This window comes from Roseburia sp. OF03-24 (genome assembly GCF_003463035.1).
Lineage (GTDB): Bacteria > Bacillota > Clostridia > Lachnospirales > Lachnospiraceae > Roseburia > Roseburia rectibacter.
The window spans coordinates 71,179-92,380 of record NZ_QSCK01000015.1 but is presented as its reverse complement, the minus strand read 5'-3'; the positions used below and the strand labels follow the sequence as shown (position 1 = coordinate 92,380).

The 21,202-nt window shown below is 42.2% G+C and carries 16 protein-coding genes and 7 tRNA genes; 21 read left to right on the top strand and 2 right to left on the bottom strand.

Going from position 1 to position 21,202, the window contains the following annotated elements; genetic code table 11:
• Positions 1-13 precede the first annotated feature (13 nt).
• The 16 genes from DXA60_RS09605 to DXA60_RS09530 all read left to right on the top strand — a co-directional run bounded on the left by DXA60_RS09605 (position 14) and on the right by DXA60_RS09530 (position 10,499).
• Positions 14-1,717 carry a lectin like domain-containing protein gene (locus DXA60_RS09605; RefSeq protein ID WP_117921034.1) on the top strand — a complete coding sequence of 568 codons (1,704 nt, stop codon included), beginning with the start codon at positions 14-16 and terminating at the stop codon, positions 1,715-1,717.
• A 14-nt stretch (positions 1,718-1,731) separates the two neighbouring features.
• Positions 1,732-2,793, top strand: a complete 1,062-nt coding sequence (locus tag DXA60_RS09600) for an N-acetylmuramoyl-L-alanine amidase family protein (RefSeq protein ID WP_117921033.1) — start codon at positions 1,732-1,734, stop codon at positions 2,791-2,793.
• Between the two features lie 106 nt (positions 2,794-2,899).
• Entirely contained in the window at positions 2,900-3,496 is a 597-nt protein-coding gene (locus DXA60_RS09595) for an XTP/dITP diphosphatase (RefSeq protein ID WP_117921032.1), read from the top strand.
• A gap of 49 nt (positions 3,497-3,545) precedes the next feature.
• Positions 3,546-4,025, top strand: a complete 480-nt coding sequence (locus tag DXA60_RS09590; protein ID WP_022111716.1) for a metallophosphoesterase family protein — start codon at positions 3,546-3,548, stop codon at positions 4,023-4,025.
• Positions 4,026-4,166: 141 nt separating this feature from the next.
• Positions 4,167-4,241, top strand: a tRNA-Pro gene (locus DXA60_RS09585).
• A gap of 6 nt (positions 4,242-4,247) precedes the next feature.
• A tRNA-Gly gene (locus DXA60_RS09580) sits at positions 4,248-4,318 on the top strand.
• 91 nt (positions 4,319-4,409) lie between these two features.
• Positions 4,410-4,483, top strand: a tRNA-Arg gene (locus DXA60_RS09575).
• A gap of 41 nt (positions 4,484-4,524) precedes the next feature.
• Positions 4,525-4,598: transfer RNA gene (locus tag DXA60_RS09570), tRNA-His, on the top strand.
• A 70-nt stretch (positions 4,599-4,668) separates the two neighbouring features.
• Positions 4,669-4,740 (top strand) — tRNA-Gln (locus DXA60_RS09565).
• A 17-nt stretch (positions 4,741-4,757) separates the two neighbouring features.
• Positions 4,758-4,830, top strand: a tRNA-Lys gene (locus DXA60_RS09560).
• 171 nt (positions 4,831-5,001) lie between these two features.
• A complete protein-coding gene (locus tag DXA60_RS18985) occupies positions 5,002-5,187 on the top strand; it encodes a hypothetical protein (RefSeq protein ID WP_243006833.1) in 186 nt (61 codons plus the stop codon).
• A 485-nt stretch (positions 5,188-5,672) separates the two neighbouring features.
• Positions 5,673-6,677 carry an energy-coupling factor ABC transporter permease gene (locus DXA60_RS09550; RefSeq protein WP_117921031.1) on the top strand — a complete coding sequence of 335 codons (1,005 nt, stop codon included), beginning with the start codon at positions 5,673-5,675 and terminating at the stop codon, positions 6,675-6,677.
• Positions 6,670-7,467: a cobalt ECF transporter T component CbiQ gene (gene cbiQ, locus DXA60_RS09545; RefSeq protein WP_117921030.1), complete on the top strand. Its 798-nt coding sequence runs from the start codon at positions 6,670-6,672 to the stop codon at positions 7,465-7,467. Before DXA60_RS09550 ends, cbiQ begins: the two co-directional genes overlap by 8 nt.
• 47 nt (positions 7,468-7,514) lie before the next feature.
• On the top strand, positions 7,515-8,255 hold the full coding sequence (locus DXA60_RS09540) for an energy-coupling factor ABC transporter ATP-binding protein (RefSeq protein WP_117921029.1): 741 nt from the start codon (positions 7,515-7,517) through the stop codon (positions 8,253-8,255).
• 124 nt (positions 8,256-8,379) lie between these two features.
• Positions 8,380-8,460 (top strand) — tRNA-Leu (locus DXA60_RS09535).
• Between the two features lie 260 nt (positions 8,461-8,720).
• Positions 8,721-10,499, top strand: a complete 1,779-nt coding sequence (locus DXA60_RS09530; RefSeq protein WP_243006832.1) for a methyl-accepting chemotaxis protein — start codon at positions 8,721-8,723, stop codon at positions 10,497-10,499.
• Between the two features lie 190 nt (positions 10,500-10,689).
• On the opposite strand, the gene DXA60_RS09525 is transcribed toward DXA60_RS09530, so the two are convergent.
• Both DXA60_RS09525 and DXA60_RS09520 read right to left on the bottom strand, forming a co-directional pair.
• Entirely contained in the window at positions 10,690-12,801 is a 2,112-nt protein-coding gene (locus DXA60_RS09525; RefSeq protein ID WP_117921027.1) for a methyl-accepting chemotaxis protein, read from the bottom strand.
• Positions 12,802-12,935: 134 nt separating this feature from the next.
• A complete protein-coding gene (locus DXA60_RS09520; RefSeq protein WP_117921026.1) occupies positions 12,936-13,226 on the bottom strand; it encodes a GNAT family acetyltransferase in 291 nt (96 codons plus the stop codon).
• A gap of 489 nt (positions 13,227-13,715) precedes the next feature.
• Between DXA60_RS09520 and DXA60_RS09510 the strand changes: the two genes are divergently transcribed.
• The 5 genes from DXA60_RS09510 to DXA60_RS19560 all read left to right on the top strand — a co-directional run bounded on the left by DXA60_RS09510 (position 13,716) and on the right by DXA60_RS19560 (position 21,121).
• Complete coding sequence (locus DXA60_RS09510; protein ID WP_117921024.1) at positions 13,716-15,632, top strand: ABC transporter substrate-binding protein; 1,917 nt, start codon at positions 13,716-13,718, stop codon at positions 15,630-15,632.
• Between the two features lie 196 nt (positions 15,633-15,828).
• A complete protein-coding gene (locus DXA60_RS09505) occupies positions 15,829-16,815 on the top strand; it encodes an ABC transporter permease (protein ID WP_117921023.1) in 987 nt (328 codons plus the stop codon).
• A gap of 14 nt (positions 16,816-16,829) precedes the next feature.
• Positions 16,830-18,614, top strand: a complete 1,785-nt coding sequence (locus tag DXA60_RS09500) for an ABC transporter permease subunit (protein WP_117921022.1) — start codon at positions 16,830-16,832, stop codon at positions 18,612-18,614.
• Positions 18,615-18,629: 15 nt separating this feature from the next.
• Positions 18,630-19,613: an ABC transporter ATP-binding protein gene (locus tag DXA60_RS09495; protein ID WP_006855937.1), complete on the top strand. Its 984-nt coding sequence runs from the start codon at positions 18,630-18,632 to the stop codon at positions 19,611-19,613.
• Positions 19,613-21,121, top strand: coding sequence for an ABC transporter ATP-binding protein (locus DXA60_RS19560; RefSeq protein WP_117921021.1), 1,509 nt, complete (start codon positions 19,613-19,615; stop codon positions 21,119-21,121). The genes DXA60_RS09495 and DXA60_RS19560 overlap by 1 nt, the downstream gene beginning before the upstream one ends.
• Positions 21,122-21,202 lie beyond the last annotated feature (81 nt).

Below are 21,202 nucleotides of genomic sequence, written 5' to 3'. Positions count from 1 at the left end.
GAGATTCTGATTCATGCATTATTCGAAAAGATTTATTGCCTTTGGTGGAATCGTGGCGATTGCTTTTTTGATAAAATATAATATACCCGGTGGAGAATATGAGCAGATCGGCAGTTTCCGGGGAGCAAGTTTAGAAGCAGAAACCTGGAATCCGCTGATCGCGTCAAGTGTGAATGATAATCTGCTGTCTGTGATCATTGACAATAAACAGTATACCAATGAAAAATATAAATTTTATATGGATGATAATTTAGACATTATGATGCCTGTTTCCATTCTGCGGGATGCGTTAAACTGCAGTGCACACATTTATGATGGGGACAGGCTGGTTGTGGAAAAACATTCCAGTGATATTTCCTTTTCACTGGATCAGGGAACTGCTACTGTGAATGGTGATATTGAAAAGATCACATCTCCGTTTACCATGATAGAGAACGAGTATTATGTCAGTCTCAATGATCTGTCACAATATATGGATTATACATATAGCTGGGATATGCAGGAAAATGAGGCACAGGCTGTAGATAATTCGGATGCATCGATCGTGCCGACCAGTTATGATCTAAGGGACAGAAAACGGACAGCGGAAGTGCGTAATCAGGGAAGTTATGGAACCTGTTGGTCATTTGCAGCATTAGGAGCACTTGAATCATCGCTGCTGCCGGAGGAGAGCGCACAGTATTCAGTGGATCATATGACACTGTGTAATGGATTTAATATGACTCAGAATGATGGTGGCGAATATACCATGGGAATGGCATATCTTGCAGCATGGAAGGGACCTGTTTATGAAAAGGATGATCCTTATGGAGATGACCAGACGGATGAGAATCTTACGGCAGTAAAGCATGTGCAGGAAATGCAGATCATCGAGAGCAAGGATTACGAAAAAATAAAAGAAGCTGTATTTAAGTATGGTGGAGTGCAGACATCCATTTATAATGCACTGCGAAGCTCACAGTCTTCCTCTCCATATTATAATAAAAGTACGAATGCCTACTGCTATATTGGTACGGAAAAGCCAAACCATGATGTTGTGATCGTCGGATGGGATGATTCTTACTCAAAGGATAATTTTAATACAGATCTTGAAGGTGATGGAGCTTTTATCTGTCAGAACAGCTGGGGCGATAATTTTGGAGAAAACGGGTTTTTTTATATCTCTTATTATGATACAAACATTGGAACACATAATGTTGTTTATACGGATATAGAAAATACAGATAATTATGATCATATTTATCAGAGTGATCTGTGCGGCTGGGTTGGTCAGCTTGGTTACAATAAAGACAGTATCTATGGGGCAAATGTTTTTACTGCAGAGGGAAATGAAACCTTAAAGGCAGCATCTTTTTATGCAACTGGAAAAGATTCGCAGTATGAATTATATGTTGTGCGTCAGTTTGCGGATGAATCGTCTTTGGAGAAGATGATCCCGGTTGCATCCGGTAAGCTGGGAAATGCAGGTTATTATACCGTTGACTTTAATCAGGGGATTGAAGTGGATGCGGGGGAGCGTTATGCAGTTGTTTTGCATATTATTACCCCTGGATCTGTACATCCGATGGCAATTGAGTATGCTGCGGATGAGGCGACTGAAAATGTAGACTTAGATGATGGAGAGAGTTATATCAGTGTAAATGGTTCGAAATGGGTGAGTGTTGATACCGTAGAAAAATCGAATCTTTGTATCAAGGCATTCAGCGATAATCGATAGAAAGCAGTTATTACATGGAAGATAAAGTATTAAAATTTGCGGCAGCAGTTGTTGTGGTACTTACGGCAGCAGTCTGCATTGGACTTCCTTTTTTTCCCCAGATCCATACATGGGCTGTGGAAACGAGGGAAGAACGCTTAGCAGAGCAGGAATATGCGGAAAACCAGACAGAGATGAAAGATCTTGAAATTGTTGCTGCAGATACATCAGAACAGGTTCATGGCGGACAGTTGCAGTTGAAATTGCCGGAAGATGTAACAGGATCTGATATCCAATTTACAAATGATTATGTGACACAGACGATAAGGATCAGTATTCCGGGGACAGACCGCTCTTATTTTGAAAATGGACCGATCACAGGAAGCAGTAATCACATTGCGACACTCTCCTATTCCAGTAAGGGAGAGGATGGTGTGATAGAGATCGTAATGGATCGTGTGTACGAATTAAAAACAGAATATGACAATGCATATTATTATTTTGACTTTTTGACACCACAGGAAGTGTATGATAAAGTAGTCGTAATCGATGCGGGACACGGAGGACGTGCACCGGGAGCAAACAAGCAGGGAGTCAATGAAAAAGAAATTGACCTTGATATCGTGCTCCAGTTAAAAAAGATACTTGATGAAGATGATCACAATATTGGTGTTTATTACACCAGAACAGATGACAGCAACCCTACTTTTGATCAGAGGGTGCAGCTTGCAAATAAGTCGGATGCCGATCTTTTTATCAGTGTACATAACAACTCCACAAACAGTGGAAGAATGTCCTCTGCACATGGTACGGCAGTCATGTATAATGAATCTGATGCGAGTGAACTTGGAAGCAAACGTTTTGCGCAGATCTGTTTAGAGGAAGTGACAGGACAGCTTAATAGCAGAAACCGGGGGCTTGTTGAGGGAGACAGTATCTATATCATAAGGACAAGTGAAGTTCCGGTTGCGCTGATTGAAGTTGGTTTTATGACGAATCAGGAGGAGCTTGATCTGCTGCGTTCGGAGGATTATCAGAAGGAAGCAGCACTTGGCATTTATCATGCAATACTGCGTGCATTTGAAGAAGGCTATTAGTGTGAAAAATGCATTTTTCACATGCAAGATTTGTGATTACGCACAAACTTGAGATGCGCTTGAGGGCAGCGCAGGAATAGAGATTAGTGTGAAATGGAGAAGTGATATGAACAGAATTATTTTTGCAACCGGAAATGCCGGTAAAATGAAAGAAATCAGAGAAATTTTAGGGGATATGGATGCAGAGATCCTTTCAATGAAAGAAGCCGGAATTAAGGCAGATATTGTAGAGGACGGAACAACGTTTGAGGAAAATGCCAAAATCAAGGCACAGACAGTTGCACAGTTTACCAAAGATATCGTTCTTGCAGATGATTCCGGACTTGAAGTGGATTATCTGAACAAGGAACCGGGAGTGTATTCTGCCCGCTATATGGGGGAAAATACGTCTTATACGATCAAAAATCAGGCTATTTTAGACAGATTAAAGGGTGTGCCGAAGGAAAAACGTACAGCACGGTTTGTCTGCGCTATTGCGGCTGCAATGCCAAATGGAGATGTGCTTGTTACGAGAGAAACGATTGAAGGATATATCGGAGAAAAGCCGGCAGGAAGTAATGGGTTTGGATATGATCCGATTTTTTACGTGGACGAGTTCGGGTGTTCTACGGCAGAACTTACGGAAGAACAGAAAAATCAGATCAGTCACAGGGGTAAGGCATTGCGTGCCATGAAGGAAAAACTGAATCAGTATGGAATCTGATGTATAAAGAATGGGGATTGGAAATACATAGGATGGGGCAGGTAGCCTTATGAGAGTACTGGTTATTAGCGATACACATAAAAAACATGAAAATTTAAAAGTTGTTTTAGAGAGAGTTTCCCCGGTGGATCTTGTGATCCATCTTGGAGATGCAGAAGGATATGAGGATTATATAGGGGAACTCTGCGGCTGTCCGCTTGAAATCGTTGCGGGGAATAATGATTTTTTCTCTTCTTTGCCGCGTGAAAAGGAGATCATGGTAGGAAATTACCGTGTGTTTATGACACATGGGCATTATTACTATGTCGGTTCCGGGATTGAGGATTTAAAGCGCGAGGCTTTAGCGCGTGGAGCGGATGTTGCAATGTTCGGACATACCCATATTCCGCTGATCGAATATGGTGACGGGATTGTTGTCATGAATCCCGGTAGTATTTCCTATCCGCGACAGGAGGGAAAGCGCCCTTCGTATATTCTGATGGACATAGATAAAAAAGGTGTGGCGCACTATGAAATAGAGTATTTATAAGAAAAATAAATTTTTTTGAAAAAATATAAAAAAAAGTGTTGACATTTATGTTTGAGTCCTATATAATAACTCTTGCGTCACGGATGAGACGGAAAAGACAAGCACTTAAGAAACTTGCTTTTCAATATTAAAAGTTCATATCGGGGTGTGGCTCAGCTTGGCTAGAGCGCCTGGTTTGGGACCAGGAGGTCGCAGGTTCGAATCCTGTCACCCCGATTGTGTGCGGGTGTAGTTCAATGGTAGAACACCAGCCTTCCAAGCTGGATACGTGGGTTCGATTCCCATCACCCGCTTTCCATTTGCAAATTATTATGGAAAGCATAATATATGGCAACATGTTTGCTTGTGAAGCGGGCAATCAGTTGCAGGGCAGATGTGATAAATGTGTTCGTAGCTCAGCTGGATAGAGCAACGGCCTTCTAAGCCGTGGGTCGGGGGTTCGAATCCCTTCGAGCACATTTCCTTATTTTAATAAGGTGTCAGGCTTTATAGCCGTATGGTGGGTATAGCGCAGTTGGTTAGCGCGCCAGATTGTGGCTCTGGAGGCCCAGGGTTCGAATCCCTGTATCCACCTTTGTTGCGACTAGTGCAACAGGTCTGAAATATGACAATGTCTTTAAGATGTTGGTCTTATATTTCTTGTTGGGCTATCGCCAAGCGGTAAGGCACTGGATTTTGATTCCAGCATTCGCAGGTTCGAATCCTGCTAGCCCAGCTTATAATAAAATATATGGGATATTAGCTCAGTTGGTAGAGCACTTGACTTTTAATCAAGTTGTCCGGGGTTCGAATCCCCGATGTCTCATTAGATTGGAAATAGCGGAAAACCAGTAAAATCAAGGCTTTCCGCCATTTTTTTACAATTTTTGAAGTGACAAAAAGTAATCAAAAGTTGATAGTTTTATGTCCGCATCGTGTCCGCAAGATCAGAGCGCCAAAACATTATTCTAAAGTCATTTCAGAAAGGTAGTAATAAATGAATCAGTTTTCATCAGATAAACCACAAATATTTACTCCACCCGCATTTGAAGATTTTCGCGGGTATCTGACCTTGGAAGATAATACACTGATGCGGTGGTGCGTGGATCAGGATTTTTGCGGGGAGGCAGCATGTGCTGTGCGGTACGATGATCCGAATCTTATATGGAAGGGCAGCGAATGACCAGAGGGTAAATATATCATTTCGAAAAAAGATGAAAATGCTATGTGGCTGAAAGAACTGCTTTAAGACAGGTGTATGTAGCAAACAAGTAGATTTCTACTGTATAGGAATTGATATTCAGATAGATAAAAGAAAAATACCCCGGTCAGAGACCGGGGTAAATTAATTAACAACCGAGGTTAAAATATTTGCAGATAGCATTAAATAACTCGGAACAGCTATTGAAATTAAAACACATAGTTTCGTCCTCCTTATTCTTATTTTATTGATTGCGGTCATCTTGCAATCTTTTTGTATCGGCCGATTACATAAAGAATTGTAACAATTATGTAACATTTTCGCAATAGGAGTATTATGGAAGTAATGGAAAGGATTAGTGTATGTGTCAAAAGCGGAAAAAGTAGAAAGATCTGTGACAAAAGGCTTGTGGTATGACCAGATTTTTGCTAATATGTTCAAAGATAAATGAAAGGCGGTATTTTAATATGCATATGGCAGATGCGCTTGTTGCACCGGCGGTTGCGACAACAATGTATCTTTGCTCAGCAGCAGCGGGCGGATATTCAGTAAGACAGGTAAGGGCGTTAGATGAGCCTAAGAAAGTTCCGGTTATGGGAGTTATGGGAGCTTTTGTTTTTGCAACCCAGATGATCAATTTTACAATTCCGGGAACAGGATCTTCCGGACATTTGTGCGGAGGAATGCTGCTTTCTGCATTACTTGGACCTTACGCAGGATTTCTTACCATGATAGGGGTTCTTTTGATACAGTGTCTGTTGTTTGCGGATGGCGGACTTTTAGCGCTTGGCTGTAATATATGGAATATGGCATTCTATGGATGTTTTATAGGAGCATTGCTGATCTGGAAGCCAATGATGCGTCGGGGAGCATCCAAAAAGAAGATTATTGCAGCATCTGTGCTGGGGTGTGTACTGACATTGCAGATGGGAGCATTTTCTGTTACATTAGAGACACTTGTTTCCGGTATTACGGAGCTTCCGTTTGGGACATTTGTGGCAGTGATGCAGCCGATCCATCTTGCAATCGGTCTGGTCGAGGGATTGATCACGGCAGCAGTGCTTTGCTTTGTATATGAGGCAAGACCGGAGCTGCTCTGGGGTACAGATGAAAGTACACAGAAACAGACATCACGTTTTTCTTTGAAAAAGACAGTGACGATTCTCGCAGTTTTAACTGTTTTGATCGGTGGCGGACTTTCTCTGTTTGCTTCAGCATATCCGGACGGACTGGAATGGTCTATGGAAAAGGTTGCAGGAACCACAGAATTAGATGCAAAAGGAACAGCATATAAGACAGCAGCAGAGATTCAGGAGCATACAGCGCTGCTTCCGGATTATGCATTTAAAAACAATGAGAGCATGGCAGGAACATCGTTTTCCGGTGTAGCTGGTGCAGCAGTGGTTGTAGTTGTATGTATCGGAGGCTGTTATCTATTTAAATTTTTTGGAAAGAATCAAAAGCATGAGTAAAATTCAAAGGGCAGTTTCTGAGATTAAAAGTATCGAGGAACTGGCAAATGAAGACAGGTGGGTGAACCAGGTTCACCCTCTTGTAAAATTATGTGTGACAATTTTGTATATAGGGACAGTTGTTTCTTTTTCTAAGTATAACCTGAGTGGACTGCTTGTGATGGCAGTTTATCCGGTTATTCTTTTTATTATGAATGAAATTTCTGTAAAGGATGCGTTATGGCGGATGCGTGTTGTGCTGCCGCTTGTCTGTGTGGCAGGTATATTTAATCCTTTTTTTGACAGGCAGATCGTAATGAATGTGGGACAGATTGAAATTAGTGGTGGAGTGATTTCAATGCTGACCTTGATGATAAAAGGAGTTTTTGCGGTTCTGGCATCGTATCTTCTGATTGCGACAACAACGATCGAAAAAATCTGCTTTGCGCTTGAGATATGTCGTCTGCCAAAAGTCATTGTGATGCAGGTATGGCTGATTTATCGGTATATTTCTGTATTGCTGGCAGAAACACAGCGGGTGGTGCAGGCATATGAACTTAGGGCACCTGGACAGAAAGGCATTCATTTTAAGGTGTGGGGATCTCTGATGGGACAGATGCTGATCCGAAGCATGGACAGGGCAGAGTTGATTTACGAAAGTATGTGTCTGCGCGGGTTTCAGGGAATATTTGGACTGAAAAAAGAGATACGGTTTTGTATGAAAGACGCAGTGTATCTTGTTTTATGGATCGCGGTGTTTACTATATTGCGATGTTTTGCGGTTGGACAACTGGTGGGAACTTTGTTTTAGATGGTAAAGAGAAACTGTTTTGTGACAGATGAAAGAGAGAGGAAAATATGGGACAGATTAATATAGAGGTAACGCATCTGAATTTTTCCTATGAAAAAGAAAATCCTATTTTGAAAGATATATCATTTGCAGCGGATGGGCAGGCGTCGATTGGCGTTGTCGGTGCAAACGGGGCAGGAAAGTCAACACTTTTAAAATTACTTGTCGGTTTGTATTCTCCGGATTCAGGCAGCATCAGTATCGGGAATGTACCGTTACAAAAAGAGACATTAGCTCAGATTAGAAAAATGGCTGGATATGTGTTTCAGGATTCTGAAAATCAGCTTTTTATGCCGAATGTATATGAGGATGTGGCATTTGCACCACAGAATTATGGTCTGTCAGAAGATGAGGTTGCATACAGGACAAAAATGGCACTTGCCGAGGTACACATTGAACATCTTGCGAATAAACCGATCCATAAACTGTCAGGAGGAGAGAAAAAGTTAGCGGCAATCGCAACCATCCTTTCCATGAAACCGGATATTATACTGATGGATGAACCGTCGGCGGCACTTGATCCGAAAAACCGCAGAAATCTGATCCGGGTATTGAATGAGTTTTCCTATCTGAAAATCGTGGCCTCACATGATCTGGATTTTGTATGGGATACCTGTGACAGAACGATTTTACTGTCGGAGGGCAGAATTGTGTGTGATGGGGCAACAAAGGAGATTTTAAGCGACAGGGAGTTGTTAGAGGCACATGGACTGGAGCTGCCATTGTCTTTGTATCGAAGATGTATTTAAAATGGCTGTAATCGCTACTCGCACAGTATGTGTGAACAGTAGCCGTTTCTGATTTAGAGGGAGAAATATGAGGAAAAAATGCTTGCAATTTTGCGAGTGCTAATATATAATGGCAAAGTGGTTTGCGGGTGTGGCGGAATTGGCAGACGCGCTAGATTTAGGTTCTAGTGTCCCCGACGTGCAGGTTCAAGTCCTGTCACCCGCATGAATAAAAAATAGCCGGAAAGCTAAGATTTTGCAGTAAAATCAAGGCTTTCCGGCTATTGTTTTGTTCTGAAACAAGTCAATAATATGGAAAATGTAAAAGAAATTACAAAATTTATAATAAATTTAAAAAATATTGAGATAAATTGTGCAATATGGTAAAATAATAGAAAGGAATTTTCAAAAATCTGTATAGAAAAATCTATATACATCATATTTGTGAACTCCGATATTACAGCAGGGAAGCGGGAGGAAAGATTTATGAACAATGTAAAAGTACAGACAAAGCTGGCAATCGTAATGTTAGCGACGATAGTGGCACTGGTATTGTGTGCCGTTATTTCATCGGAGAGCATGAAGCAGCTCCAGAGCAAAGCATTAGAGACGATGGAAGCAGATGAGCGGGAGTCTTATGATGAACAGATTAAACAGCAGGTAGATAATGTGGTCTCACTTTGTCAGACGATTTATGATCAGTATCAGGCTGGTGTGTATACCGAGGAAGAAGCTAAGAAGTTAGCGGCAGATGAGATCAGACAGCTTCGTTATGGAGATGGCGGATATTTCTGGGTTGACCAGTATGACGGAACTAATGTGGTGCTTTTAGGAAATGATACAGAAGGCACAAACCGTATGGAGACGAAAGATGCCAATGGATATCAGATGGTTAAAGAGATCATCCGTGTCGGACAGGAGGCAGATGGAGGATATACAGATTATGTATTCCCGAAAGAAGGCGAGACTGAACCTTCTCCGAAACGTTCCTACAGTAAAGCATTTGAACCGTTTGAATGGGTGATCGGAACCGGTAATTACACAGACTATATCGATGATAAGGTTGCATCCATTGAAAAAGATTTTACTTCATATGTAACAAACAAACGTACCACGTTTATCATTTCAACAATAATAGAAGGAGCGGTAGTAGTATTTCTTCTTATATTGATCATTTTAAGCATTATTAAACCACTGAAGAAGTGTATCAGTTCCATCGGAGTCATGGAACAGGGTGATTTTTCACAGGCACTTGGAACTGCACTGTTAAAACGACGTGATGATTTTGGAAAGCTGGCAGGTTCCATTGAGTCTATGAGGACAGAGATGAACGGACTGATCGGCGAGGTTAAGAGCCAGGCGACAGAGATCACCGGAATGGTACAGGAGATTGATACCAACATCCAGGCTTTGGATGAGGAGATTGAGAATGTTTCCGCTACTACGGAAGAACTTGCAGCAGGTATGCAGGAGACAGCTGCTTCCTCCGAAGAGATCAATGCGATGTCCCATGAAATCGAGAGCGCTGCAAAGAGCATTGCAACGCGTTCACAGGACGGGGCTATGGAGGCAGATGATATCCGAGACCGTGCTGTCAGTATTAAAAAGACCACAACCGAAAATGATAAACGTACCAAGGCAATCCATGCGGAAATCAATGAGGGACTGACAAAAGCACTTGAAGATATCAAAGTTGTCGATCAGATTGGCGTTCTTGCGGAATCAATTATGGAGATTACCGGACAGACAAACCTGTTAGCACTCAATGCATCCATTGAGGCCGCACGTGCGGGAGAGGCAGGAAAAGGCTTTGCAGTTGTTGCAGATGAGATCCGGGTACTTGCAGAGCAGTCAAAGGCGGCAGTCGTACATATCCAGGATGTAACAAAGAATGTGGTTGAATCTGTAACGAATCTGGCAGATGGAGCGAAAAAGTTACTTGAGTTTGTCGGAACAGATGTGGTGGACAGTTTTGCAGGATTCTCTGACATGGCAGATTCTTACAGTAATGATGCAGGTAGTATTGATGGACTGGTAACTGATTTTTCGGCATCTTCAGAGCAGCTTTTAGCATCGATCAACGGAGTTATGGATGCGATCGGTGAAGTAAGTAAGGCAGCAACGGAGGGCGCAACCGGTACCAATGATATCGCTGAAAAAACAGGTGTTGTGGTTGAGAAGGCAGCTGAGATCAAAGAAAAAGCAGAGGCAGCGCATGCAGCAGCGGACAGACTGCAGAAGAATGTAGAGCGTTTTATTGTATAGAATAAGTGAATGCAGGCAAATCAAATAAATGAGTAAACATGTCTGCACGATGATTAACAAATAGCGGTCAGATCATATGAAAAACAGCGGATAACAACAAGAGAAGAAGTTGTTATCCGCTGTTTTATAATGTATTTTGCAGCATGTTTGCGTGGTTATGCTGATAGCAAAGAGAATGCAGGTTATATAATTATTCTCCCTGATAATTACTGCGTACATACTGCTCGATCGCTGTATTATCCTCCGGCATACGGCAGCCAACGATAAAGACGCTTTCATTATCCGTGCTGCGGATGATATGTCCTTCTAACTCGCGGGCACTTGCTACAGGAAGATCCGGGATCGATAAGGTAATGTCGGAACCGATCGCACTGGCAAAGAAATTATCGCGGACGCTGAAAGCAAAGCCGCCTGCACTGATATTGATCATCTGACCGTTATATTGTCTGCCGGTCTGTGTTACCGTGATCGTACATTTGTTGGAGAGCGGCATACGCGGATATTTACGACGGTTGATAACCTTCGGGTTGGTTGCAACAGTAATCTTATAAATATCAGATGCCTGACCGCGCATTGTGGAAATATCGGCATTTTCCCAGATATACAGTGCATTTGTGACGGAAATCTGCAGCTCGTAAGTAAAGTTTTTATTTTTAATTTCAATCGAATGACCGGAAGGAACATGCAGACGTGCTGTAATTCCACCGTCTAGGGATGCTGTTACCTCACCGTGAGCAGTAAATGATGAACTGCCATTTTTGGCGATCAGGACGACTTTCATGCCAGGTTTGGCATCACCGATTCCCATGAAACCGCCGGTACCGAGTTCACCCATCAGTTTTCCGACAATCGTTTCGATTTTATTTACGTTGACGGCGGATTCCTCGTATTTACTCAACATGGTGCGTGAAACGTCATCTGACTGGTTGATGCACTTGGTCATGACATCCATGGTGTCGCAGACCTGTTTCATGTTGTCAACCATATCCTGATTGGAAGACTCCACATCTTTCATGGCACCGTCGATTACTTTGATATTTTCACCGAGAGTCGTCGAATCTTTGGTAATACTGGCAACACTGTCTTTTACGAGTGTGAGTTTTTCACGTGTTGTCTGGATCAGGTTAAGCGTCTGCGTGATGGACTGTGTCATTTTTCCAGAGGTCTCATCTAAATGAGTCAACGCATCACGGATGCGGCCGGAAGAATTTTTCGTCTCTACGCTGAGTCCCTGAATCTGGTCAGCTACAACGGCAAATCCTTTTCCGGCAGCACCGGCCCGGGCGGCTTCTATGGAGGCGTTTAAGGCGAGGAGATTTGTCTGGAAAGTAATGCCTTCGATCGTTCCAGTCTCTTCTTTTACCATATCAAAATCCTGTTTGAAATTCTCTAAAACCTGTTCGACCTGTGAGGACAGATCTGCCATTGTGTTGGTGGTAGACACAACATCGGCAAGTTCTTCCGCACTTAAGTTTGCGTGTTCGATGGATTCCTGGATCAGATTTACCATTTCTGCGATCAGGGATGCTACATTCTCGACCTGTGTGTTGATATCGGAAGTCTTATCCATGGAGGACATTGTTTTGTTATAGAGAATATCGTTATTCTGGGTCAGTTCTTCCATGCTTTTTACAACGGAATCAGCCCCCTGTTTGTTTTCATCAGCAAGTTCACGGACTACGGTAACACCGTCTACAATGGAACTGCTAGCGCCTTTGACCTGCCCTACTGTGGTCACCACGCGGTTTAGGTTGTCTTTAATAGAGTTGACAAGTGCTCCGTCGGACTGGTTTAGATGATCGATGGAAACGACGTAGCAGATATAGCAGAGCAATATCGTGGAGATCTGAAGGTAATAATCATTTGTGGAAATATTTGGGTTTATGCCATATATATTATGTAAAATAAGATGAACAATTACAATGATCTCATTGGCAATACCGCACCGGATCATATATTTACGATCTTTAAAAAGAATCAGCATACTGGTTAATGGCAGGATATAACCAAACGCGATCGCAGAATCAGTGGTGAGAATTACATAAGTGTAAAATGCACCGTAACCGACAGCAACAACTTCCTTATATATAGAGGAAGCCTTTCCGTTGATCTTTAATACGAGAATACCAATAAAAAATGGAACCCATGCCATAAGAAGAAAGGTAATATAATATCTGGCTGAGTGAAGTCCCTGGGAAGTTTCTGAACCATACGAAAGAGTCATGATGGCGATTAAGATCAGCCAGATCGTGCGAGCCTTTGAGTTTGATTTTGCTTTGAAATATGATTCGTTATACTCCATAAAATTCTCCATTCCTGCGATAAAAATTTACATGCGGAATATAAATATATCGCACTCATTTTTCATATGTAAATTAGGACTAAAGTAATATCGTTAATCAGATTTTAAGTTTATATGTGGGTGCTGTCAATCCTTTAAAGCAATAAAGTCTGAAAATGGTCTTTACTTTTTTCCCAACTGGTATTAAGCCACTCGACAACTTTTATTTTTCCATCTTCTGTAAAAGGAAATGTGGCAGAAGTTTTTAAGGAATCGTCTGTGGTGGCAAAATTATAAGGTCCCGGCCAGTAAATAGCACGGAAAACATCGGTATCGGATTCTTCATCGTGTTCTTTTTGGATCAGATAACGCATGCCTTTGTAGCTGCCGGTAAATTTTTCTTTTTTGTAGAAGTTGAGATTCAGGATATCTTCCGGTGTGATCATGGTGGTGTCTCCTTATATATAGAAGTTCGTGATGTTGTAAAATCTGTTTCAATTATAACAGGTGTAAAATGAGATGGAAAGAAGCAAAATTACATTATAATATAGACGAAATAGAGAAAAAATGAAATCTTTAGCGAAATGTAAATATTCCCAATAATTAAAATAATGAAAGAAAATTCATACATTTAGGAAGGCTCTTGAATGATAATGCAAAAGAAGGGAAAATACTGGGAAAAGCGTTATATTTATACATGCCTGAAAATGAGAAAAAGTATTGACAAAAAACGGCTTGCATGTATAATAAAAAAAGTATTGTTCGTCGGGAACATACAGTTGTATGTTTTTAAAGTGCAATGGGCAAAGGAGTCTGTTGGCACTTTTTTTTGCTTATACAAAAATATTTTAGCACGATAACGTGTTACAACAATAATGCTATAAAGACGCCATGGCGTTTTTATATAGAACAATTTTCTATAAGGAGGAACTATTATGAAAAAGAAACTGATTTCTCTTTTTCTGATCGGTGCCATGACTACCGGAATGGTAGCAGGATGCGGTTCAGGAAACAGCAATGCTGATGCGGGAAACAACGCTTCTTCTGACAACGCTGCTGTAGAGGGTACAGAGGCAGCTGCAGACGGAACAGAGAGTACTTTTAACGGTACTTACAGCAACAAACAGGTAATCTTAGGCGAGAGTTCTGAGACAAGTGGAGATATCACTCCATTCTGGGCAAACGGTGCTTCTGATTACGATGCATTCAAATTAGTTACAGGTATGGCTCCGATCGACAGAGACCAGACAGGTAAATGGATCGAGAACCCGGCTGTTCTTGATAATCTGGAAGTAACAGATAACGAGGACGGAAGCAGAACTTACACAGTTAAGATCAAAGACGGCTTAAAGTTCAGCGATGGTTCTGATGTAAATGCAGATGACTACTTATTAACATACATGTTAAGATGTGACGAGATGATCACTGATCTCGAAGCCAGCAACTTAACAGACAGTACTGTTCAGTATGTAAAAGGTTATGACGCATATTCAAACGGCGAGACAGATACATTCGAAGGACTTCATCTGATCGATGACAAGACTTTCTCTGTAACCATCGACGCACAGTATATGCCATACTACTATGGACAGGCTTTGATCTCTAACCAGCCGGAGTCTATGGACTTATGGTTACCGGAAGATGTTACTTTAGAGGATACAGAGAATGGTGTGAAATTCTCTGACAACTTTACTTCTGAGTACATCGGAGATAAAGTACAGGCTGCAAGATATGACTACAATATCTGCTCCGGTCCTTACATGTTCACATCTTATGATGAGAATTCTTATGCATACACACTGACAAAGAACCCGAATTTCCCAGGTAACTTCGAGGGACAGACAGCAAATATCGAGACTGTTATCGTAAAATATACACCACAGGATACTATGATGGATCAGTTAAAGACCGGTGCTGTTGATATCTTATATCAGGTAGCAGACGGCGATCAGATCGAACAGGGTCTTGATATGGTTGAAGACGGAAGCTTCAATTACTTAAGCTATGGCCGTGCAGGTTACGGAATGATTTCTTTCAAATGTAATCAGGGACCGACCCAGTTCAAAGAAGTACGTCATGCAATGGCTTACTTACTTGACCGTGTAACATTTGCACAGACATTCACAGGCGGACATGGTACTGTTGTAAGCGGACCTTATGGTACGCAGCAGTGGATGGCTGAGGAATATGCAGAAGAATTAGACGGATTAAACTCTTACACATACAGCCTTGACTCTGCAATCAAAGAGTTAGAGGACGGCGGCTGGGTATACAACGAAGATGGTTCTGATTACTCAGGTTCCGGAATCCGTTATAAGAAATTAGACGATGGTACTTACATGCCGTTAGTCATCGAGTGGTTCTCTTCTGAGAATAACTCTGTATCTGACCTGCTTGTAACTTCCTTACAGCAGAACCCGGATGTAGAAGCAGCAGGTATGAAGATCAACCAGACCGTTGGTACTTTCACAGACTTACTGACATATTACTATGACAGCTCCAAAGAGAACCCATATCAGATGTTCAACTTAGCAAGTGGTTTCGGTAACCCTTACGATGTTGCATATCAGTATGAGCCAGGTTCATCTAACAACACCAATGCATTAGAGGGTGAAGAAGGACAGAAACTGTATGATCTTGCAATCACTATGAACCATACAGAAGAAGGTGATGATGAGGCATATGCAAAAGCATGGTTCGATTTCATCGCTGACTGGAATGATGAGCTTCCTGAGATTCCGCTGTACTCCAATGATTACCATGATTTCTTCACATCAAAGCTTCATGACTTTGAAGAAGATGGATACAACTGGGATGCAACAAACGCAATTCTGTATGCAAACATGGAGTAATCTGTTTTATAGAATCATATTCTATTCCATGTGAAATTTTACCGGCATGTGGCGTGGGGCATAAGTCCCGCGCCCGTGCGGTATATATTCCGGCAAATTCTTTGATCGTTTCTTTTGGAATGGGATCAAAGGGGCATGTCAGGATTTTGTTCCTAAGGAAACGAAGAAGAAAAATCAAATGAAGGTTGGTTAAATTATGTTAAAGTACGTTGGGAAAAGAATTTTATATATGATAGGGGTATTCTTTGTAGTATCCATTATCCTTTTTGTACTGTTTAATAACGTACCTGGTGACCGTGCTCTTAATCAGGTGCAGAACTTAAGAGGTAAAGTCTCCGATGAGACATTCCAGCTCCGCTATCAGGAAGCAAGAGAAAAATTAGGATTAGATGATCCGATTCCGGTCCGCTATGTAAAATGGATGGGAAATTTATTAAAGGGCGATCTTGGATATTCTTCCTTCTACAAAAAAGATGTGAAAGACTGTCTCTCGACACCATTGTTAAACACGATACAGATCAATATCGTATCCACGATACTCGCGTTAGCGATCACAATACCGCTCGGTATTCACTGTGCGGTCAAGAAATTTTCTAAATTTGACAATACGGTACAGGTGCTGACAATTGTCGGCTATAGTATGCCTCAATATATAATTGCTCTGGTATTTATTTTCATATTTGCCGTAAAGCTCGGCTGGTTCCCAATCAGTGGTATGAATACGCCGAACTTCCAGGGAACCGGAATGGCATTCGTGCTTGACCGTCTCCATTATCTGGCACTTCCGGTCATCGTTATGACGGTTGCAGCTTTGGGAAGCATGACACGTTATGTCCGTGCAGCAATGATCGATGCACTCCGTATGGATTATATCCGTACTGCAAGAGCAAAAGGTTTAAAGGAAAAAGTCGTTATTTATTCCCATGCATGGAGAAATGCACTTCTTCCGGTTATCACACTGATCATCAGCTGGTTCATGAGTATTTTCATGGGATCTATCGTTATTGAACAGATTTTCCAGTTGAATGGTATCGGTAAAATGTATTATGTCGGACTTATGAATCAGGATTACGATATGGCACTTGCAGTAAATATGCTCTACTGTATCATCACACTGCTCAGCAACCTGATCACAGACTTAAGCTACGGTCTTGTAGATCCGCGTGTACGTATTGATAAGTAGGAGGAACGAAAAACATGAAGATGCTCAAACACCTTTTTGGAAAAAGGGATAAAGAACTCGATGTATTACAGGAAGAAGCGCTTCAGAGTCCGCTCCGTACGGTTGTGAGGAATTTCACCTCAAACAGACTTGCGTTTGGCGGCTTGATCGTATTTTTAGTTATCTTTTTGATCGTTTTAATTGGACCAATTTTTAATCCGATCGACTTAAGTGAAAAAGAAGAGACACAGATCAACGTGGCTCCGGGACTTAATATGATGAAAGTACCGGACGGTTTGAAAGGAAATGTAAAAGAGATTTCCACAGGTGCGACATTTAGTGTAGGCGTTGACAATGATGGTAAAGTCTATGTCTGGGGCTACACAAAGATCAGTAACAAGATCGATATTGCAAAGAAGATGCCAAAACAGAAAGAAATGGGAAAAGTGGTATCTGTATCTGCAGGATTTGACCATGTCATGGCACTCAATGAAGATGGGGAGCTTTTCATCTGGGGTAGTGACCGTATGGGACAGTGTCAGGTTCCGATGGAAGTAAAGCATGAGAAGATCAAACAGATCGCAGCCGGTTATCAGATTTCTTATGTTTTAACCGAAGGCGGCGAAGTCATCGCATGGGGAAATGAAAACTTAAATGATGTGCGTCTGACCAGAAGAAACGGTAACAGCCACATTGCAAAGATTTCCGTAGCAAATACAACTTTAATGGCGCTTACAGATGATGGTGAGATCCGGCATTTAGGAAGCCAGAAATCCGATATCTCCAATATTCCGGAAGACCTTGGAAAAGCGAAAGATATCGTGACAACCTCCGATGCCTGTGTGGCATTGTTAGAGGATGGCTCTCTTAGAATCTGGGGAAAAGCCAACAAGAGTGAGAAAGAGATTCCGGAAATGGATGGAGAGATCGTTTCCATGTTTGCCGGAAGATATCATATTACAACACTGACAGATAAAGGAACTGTTTACTCCTGGGGAAGCAATGCAAAACACCAGACAGATGTTCCAAAAGCAGCAAAAGATGTGACTGCTATCTATGGCGGTACTTACCAGAATTATGCAGTGACCAAATCCGGCGATGTAGTAACCTGGGGATTAAAAGGTTATCTGCTCGGAAGCGATGAGCTTGGACGTGATGTATTTACCCGTATCTTAAATGGTGGACGTATGACTATGACGATCGGTGCAATCTCCGTTATCATTTCCACGATCATCGGTATCATCATTGGTGGTGTGTCCGGTTTCTTCGGAGGCTGGGTTGATATCGTGTTACAGCGTATCACAGAGATCGTTGCATGTCTGCCGTTCCTTCCGATGGCGATGATTTTGACATCTATCATCGGAAACAGCATGACAGAGAGCGCAAGAATTGCCCTGATCATGGTGATCCTTGGTATATTAAGCTGGCCGAGTCTTGCAAGACTTGTCCGCGCACAGGTGCTTGCAGAGCGTGAGCAGGAGTTTGTAACCGCTGCAAATGCGATGGGTGTAAAACGTTCTGTGATCGTATTTAAGCATATTATCCCGAATGTAATTTCGGTTATCATTGTATCCGCAACGCTTGATTTTGCTTATTGTATGCTGACAGAGTCTACGTTGTCCTTCTTAGGATTTGGTGTAAAACTGCCGCGTCCTACATGGGGAAATATGTTAAACGGCTGCGTAAGTTCCGTTGTTATCCAGAACTACTGGTGGAGATGGGTATTCCCTGCCATCATGTTAGGTATCTGCGTAATCTGTATCAATATGGTCGGAGACGGTCTGCGTGATGCCATCGACCCGAAATCAAATGAGCGTTAAAGGAGGAAACACAAAATGGCTTTATTAGAGATTCATGACCTGCATACCTTCTTTAAAACGAAAAAGGGTATTGTAAAGGCAGTAAACGGTGTTTCTTACTCGGTAGAACCGGGAAAGACACTTGGTGTTGTAGGTGAGAGTGGAAGCGGTAAGAGCGTTTCCGCTATGAGTATTTTAAAATTATTAGACGGCAACGGATATATCGACAGCGGCGAGATCATTTTTGACGGTAAAAATCTTGCAGACGTATCTGTAAAAGATATGTGTAAGATCCGTGGAAATGAGATCTCTGTTATTTTCCAGGAGCCGATGACCAGCTTAAACCCGATTTTTACTGTAGAGCGTCAGCTTTCCGAGCCGTTTATCATTCATCAGGGAATGAATAAAAAAGAGGCAGCCGAGAAAGTGGTTGAGATGTTAAAGGATGTACGAATCCCGAATCCGGAAGCGGTTGCCAAACAGTATCCGCATCAGCTTTCCGGTGGTATGCGCCAGCGTGTCATGATTGCCATGGCACTTGCCTGCCGCCCAAAACTACTGATCGCTGATGAGCCGACGACGGCTCTTGATGTAACGATCCAGGCGCAGATCTTAAAGCTGATGAATGATTTAAAGAAAGAGAAAGGAACATCCATTCTCTTTATCACACATGATCTTGGTGTTATCAACGAGATGGCAGACGATGTCGCTGTTATGTACTGTGGTCAGGTTGTGGAAAAAGCTCCGGTGCGCAGCATTTTTGGGGATAACTCCTATCTGCATCCGTATACGGAAGGACTGCTTTACTCTATCCCACGTCTTGATACACCGACCGGAATCCGTTTAGAGGCAATTCCGGGTGCCGTACCGCATCCGCTTGATCTTCCGAAGGGATGTAAATTTGCACCGCGCTGCAAATATGCAACAGACAAGTGTCGTGAAATGGAACCGGAACTGAACGAGGTAGAACCGGGACATATGGTACGCTGCTTTTATCCGAAGAAAGGGGAAAGAAACTAATGAGTGACGAGAACAAGGTATTACTGCGTGTTTCGAATTTAAAACAGTATTTCCCGATCGGAAAAAAGAAGATGGGAAAACCGCAGTCATTTGTAAAGGCAAATGATGGAATCAGTTTAAATATTTACGAAGGCGAGACATTTGGTCTGGTAGGTGAGAGTGGATGTGGAAAATCCACATTCGGACGTACGCTGTTACAGCTTTACCGTCAGACCGGCGGACGCACCGTATATTACGGACGTACGGTTGAAGATTTTGATTTAAAATATGTTGAGGAGATCTTTAGAAATCTTCCAGATAAGAAGAAAAAATGCGAGGAGCTTTTAGACAAGGTAAAAAAATTAGAGGCAGACTACGCTAAAATGCCGGAGGGCACTGAGGAAGAAAAAATCGCTAAGAAGGCAGCCGGACAGCACCTTGCCGAGATGGAGAGTGAGGCAAACAACGATCTTTTGGATATCACTGCTTTGATCGGCGGACTCTATACGTTAGATGAGTCTGCACTTGCAGAGGCAGGCCGTCATTATCTTGCAGAATATCTTGCCATGAAAGAGATCCGTAAGATCAATGCACAGGCAGAGGATTTTGAGAAAAACGGAAAATCCGCAAAAGCAGAGGAAGTAAAGAAAAAAATTCCAGAGCTTCAGAAAAAAGTACAGGCTGAGCTTGCAGAGATCGATAAGATCCGTGACAACTGCAAAAAAGATGAAGCATTTGATAAATATGAGGCACAGAAGGATGACGGTATCAATCTTGCAAACTTAACGGATGCAGAGATGCGTTATCTGCGCCGTGATCTTCAGTTGATCTTCCAGGATCCGTATTCATCCTTAAATCCGCGTATGACGGTAGGTCAGATCATCGGAGAGGGACTGATGGCTCACAATATCTTCAAAAAAGGTGATCCTAAGATGCAGGATTACATCATGGAGATCATGGAGAAGTGTGGACTTGCTTCTTATTTTATCCATCGTTATCCGCACCAGTTTTCCGGTGGACAGAGACAGCGAATCGGTATTGCGCGTTCACTTGCAGTAAATCCGAAGTTTGTTGTCTGTGATGAGGCAGTATCTGCACTGGATGTTTCCATTCAGTCACAGATCATTAACCTGCTGTTAGACTTAAAAGAGCAGAATAATTTAACATACCTGTTTATTTCACACGACCTTTCTGTCATCAAATATATCAGTGACAGGATCGGTGTTATGTACCTGGGAAATATGATGGAGCTTTCGGATACGGAGCATCTGTTTGCACATCCGTACCACCCATATACAGAGGCATTACTTTCTGCGATTCCAACCACGGATGTGGATGGTAAGAAAGAGACGATCATTCTTGAGGGAGATATCCCAAGTCCGATCAACCCGCCGAAGGGATGTAAGTTCCATACGAGATGTCGTTACTGCACAGAGATCTGCAAGAATGTGACTCCGCAGTTCGAAGAGGTAGAACCGGGACATTTTGTAGCATGTCATCATAAATTAGGCGTGCCGGAAGAAAAATAAATATATTGATTGAGTGCGAAACCGGCAGATGTTGTCCGACCGCGTAAACAGCAGAAAATAAAATAGATACAATTTGACAGA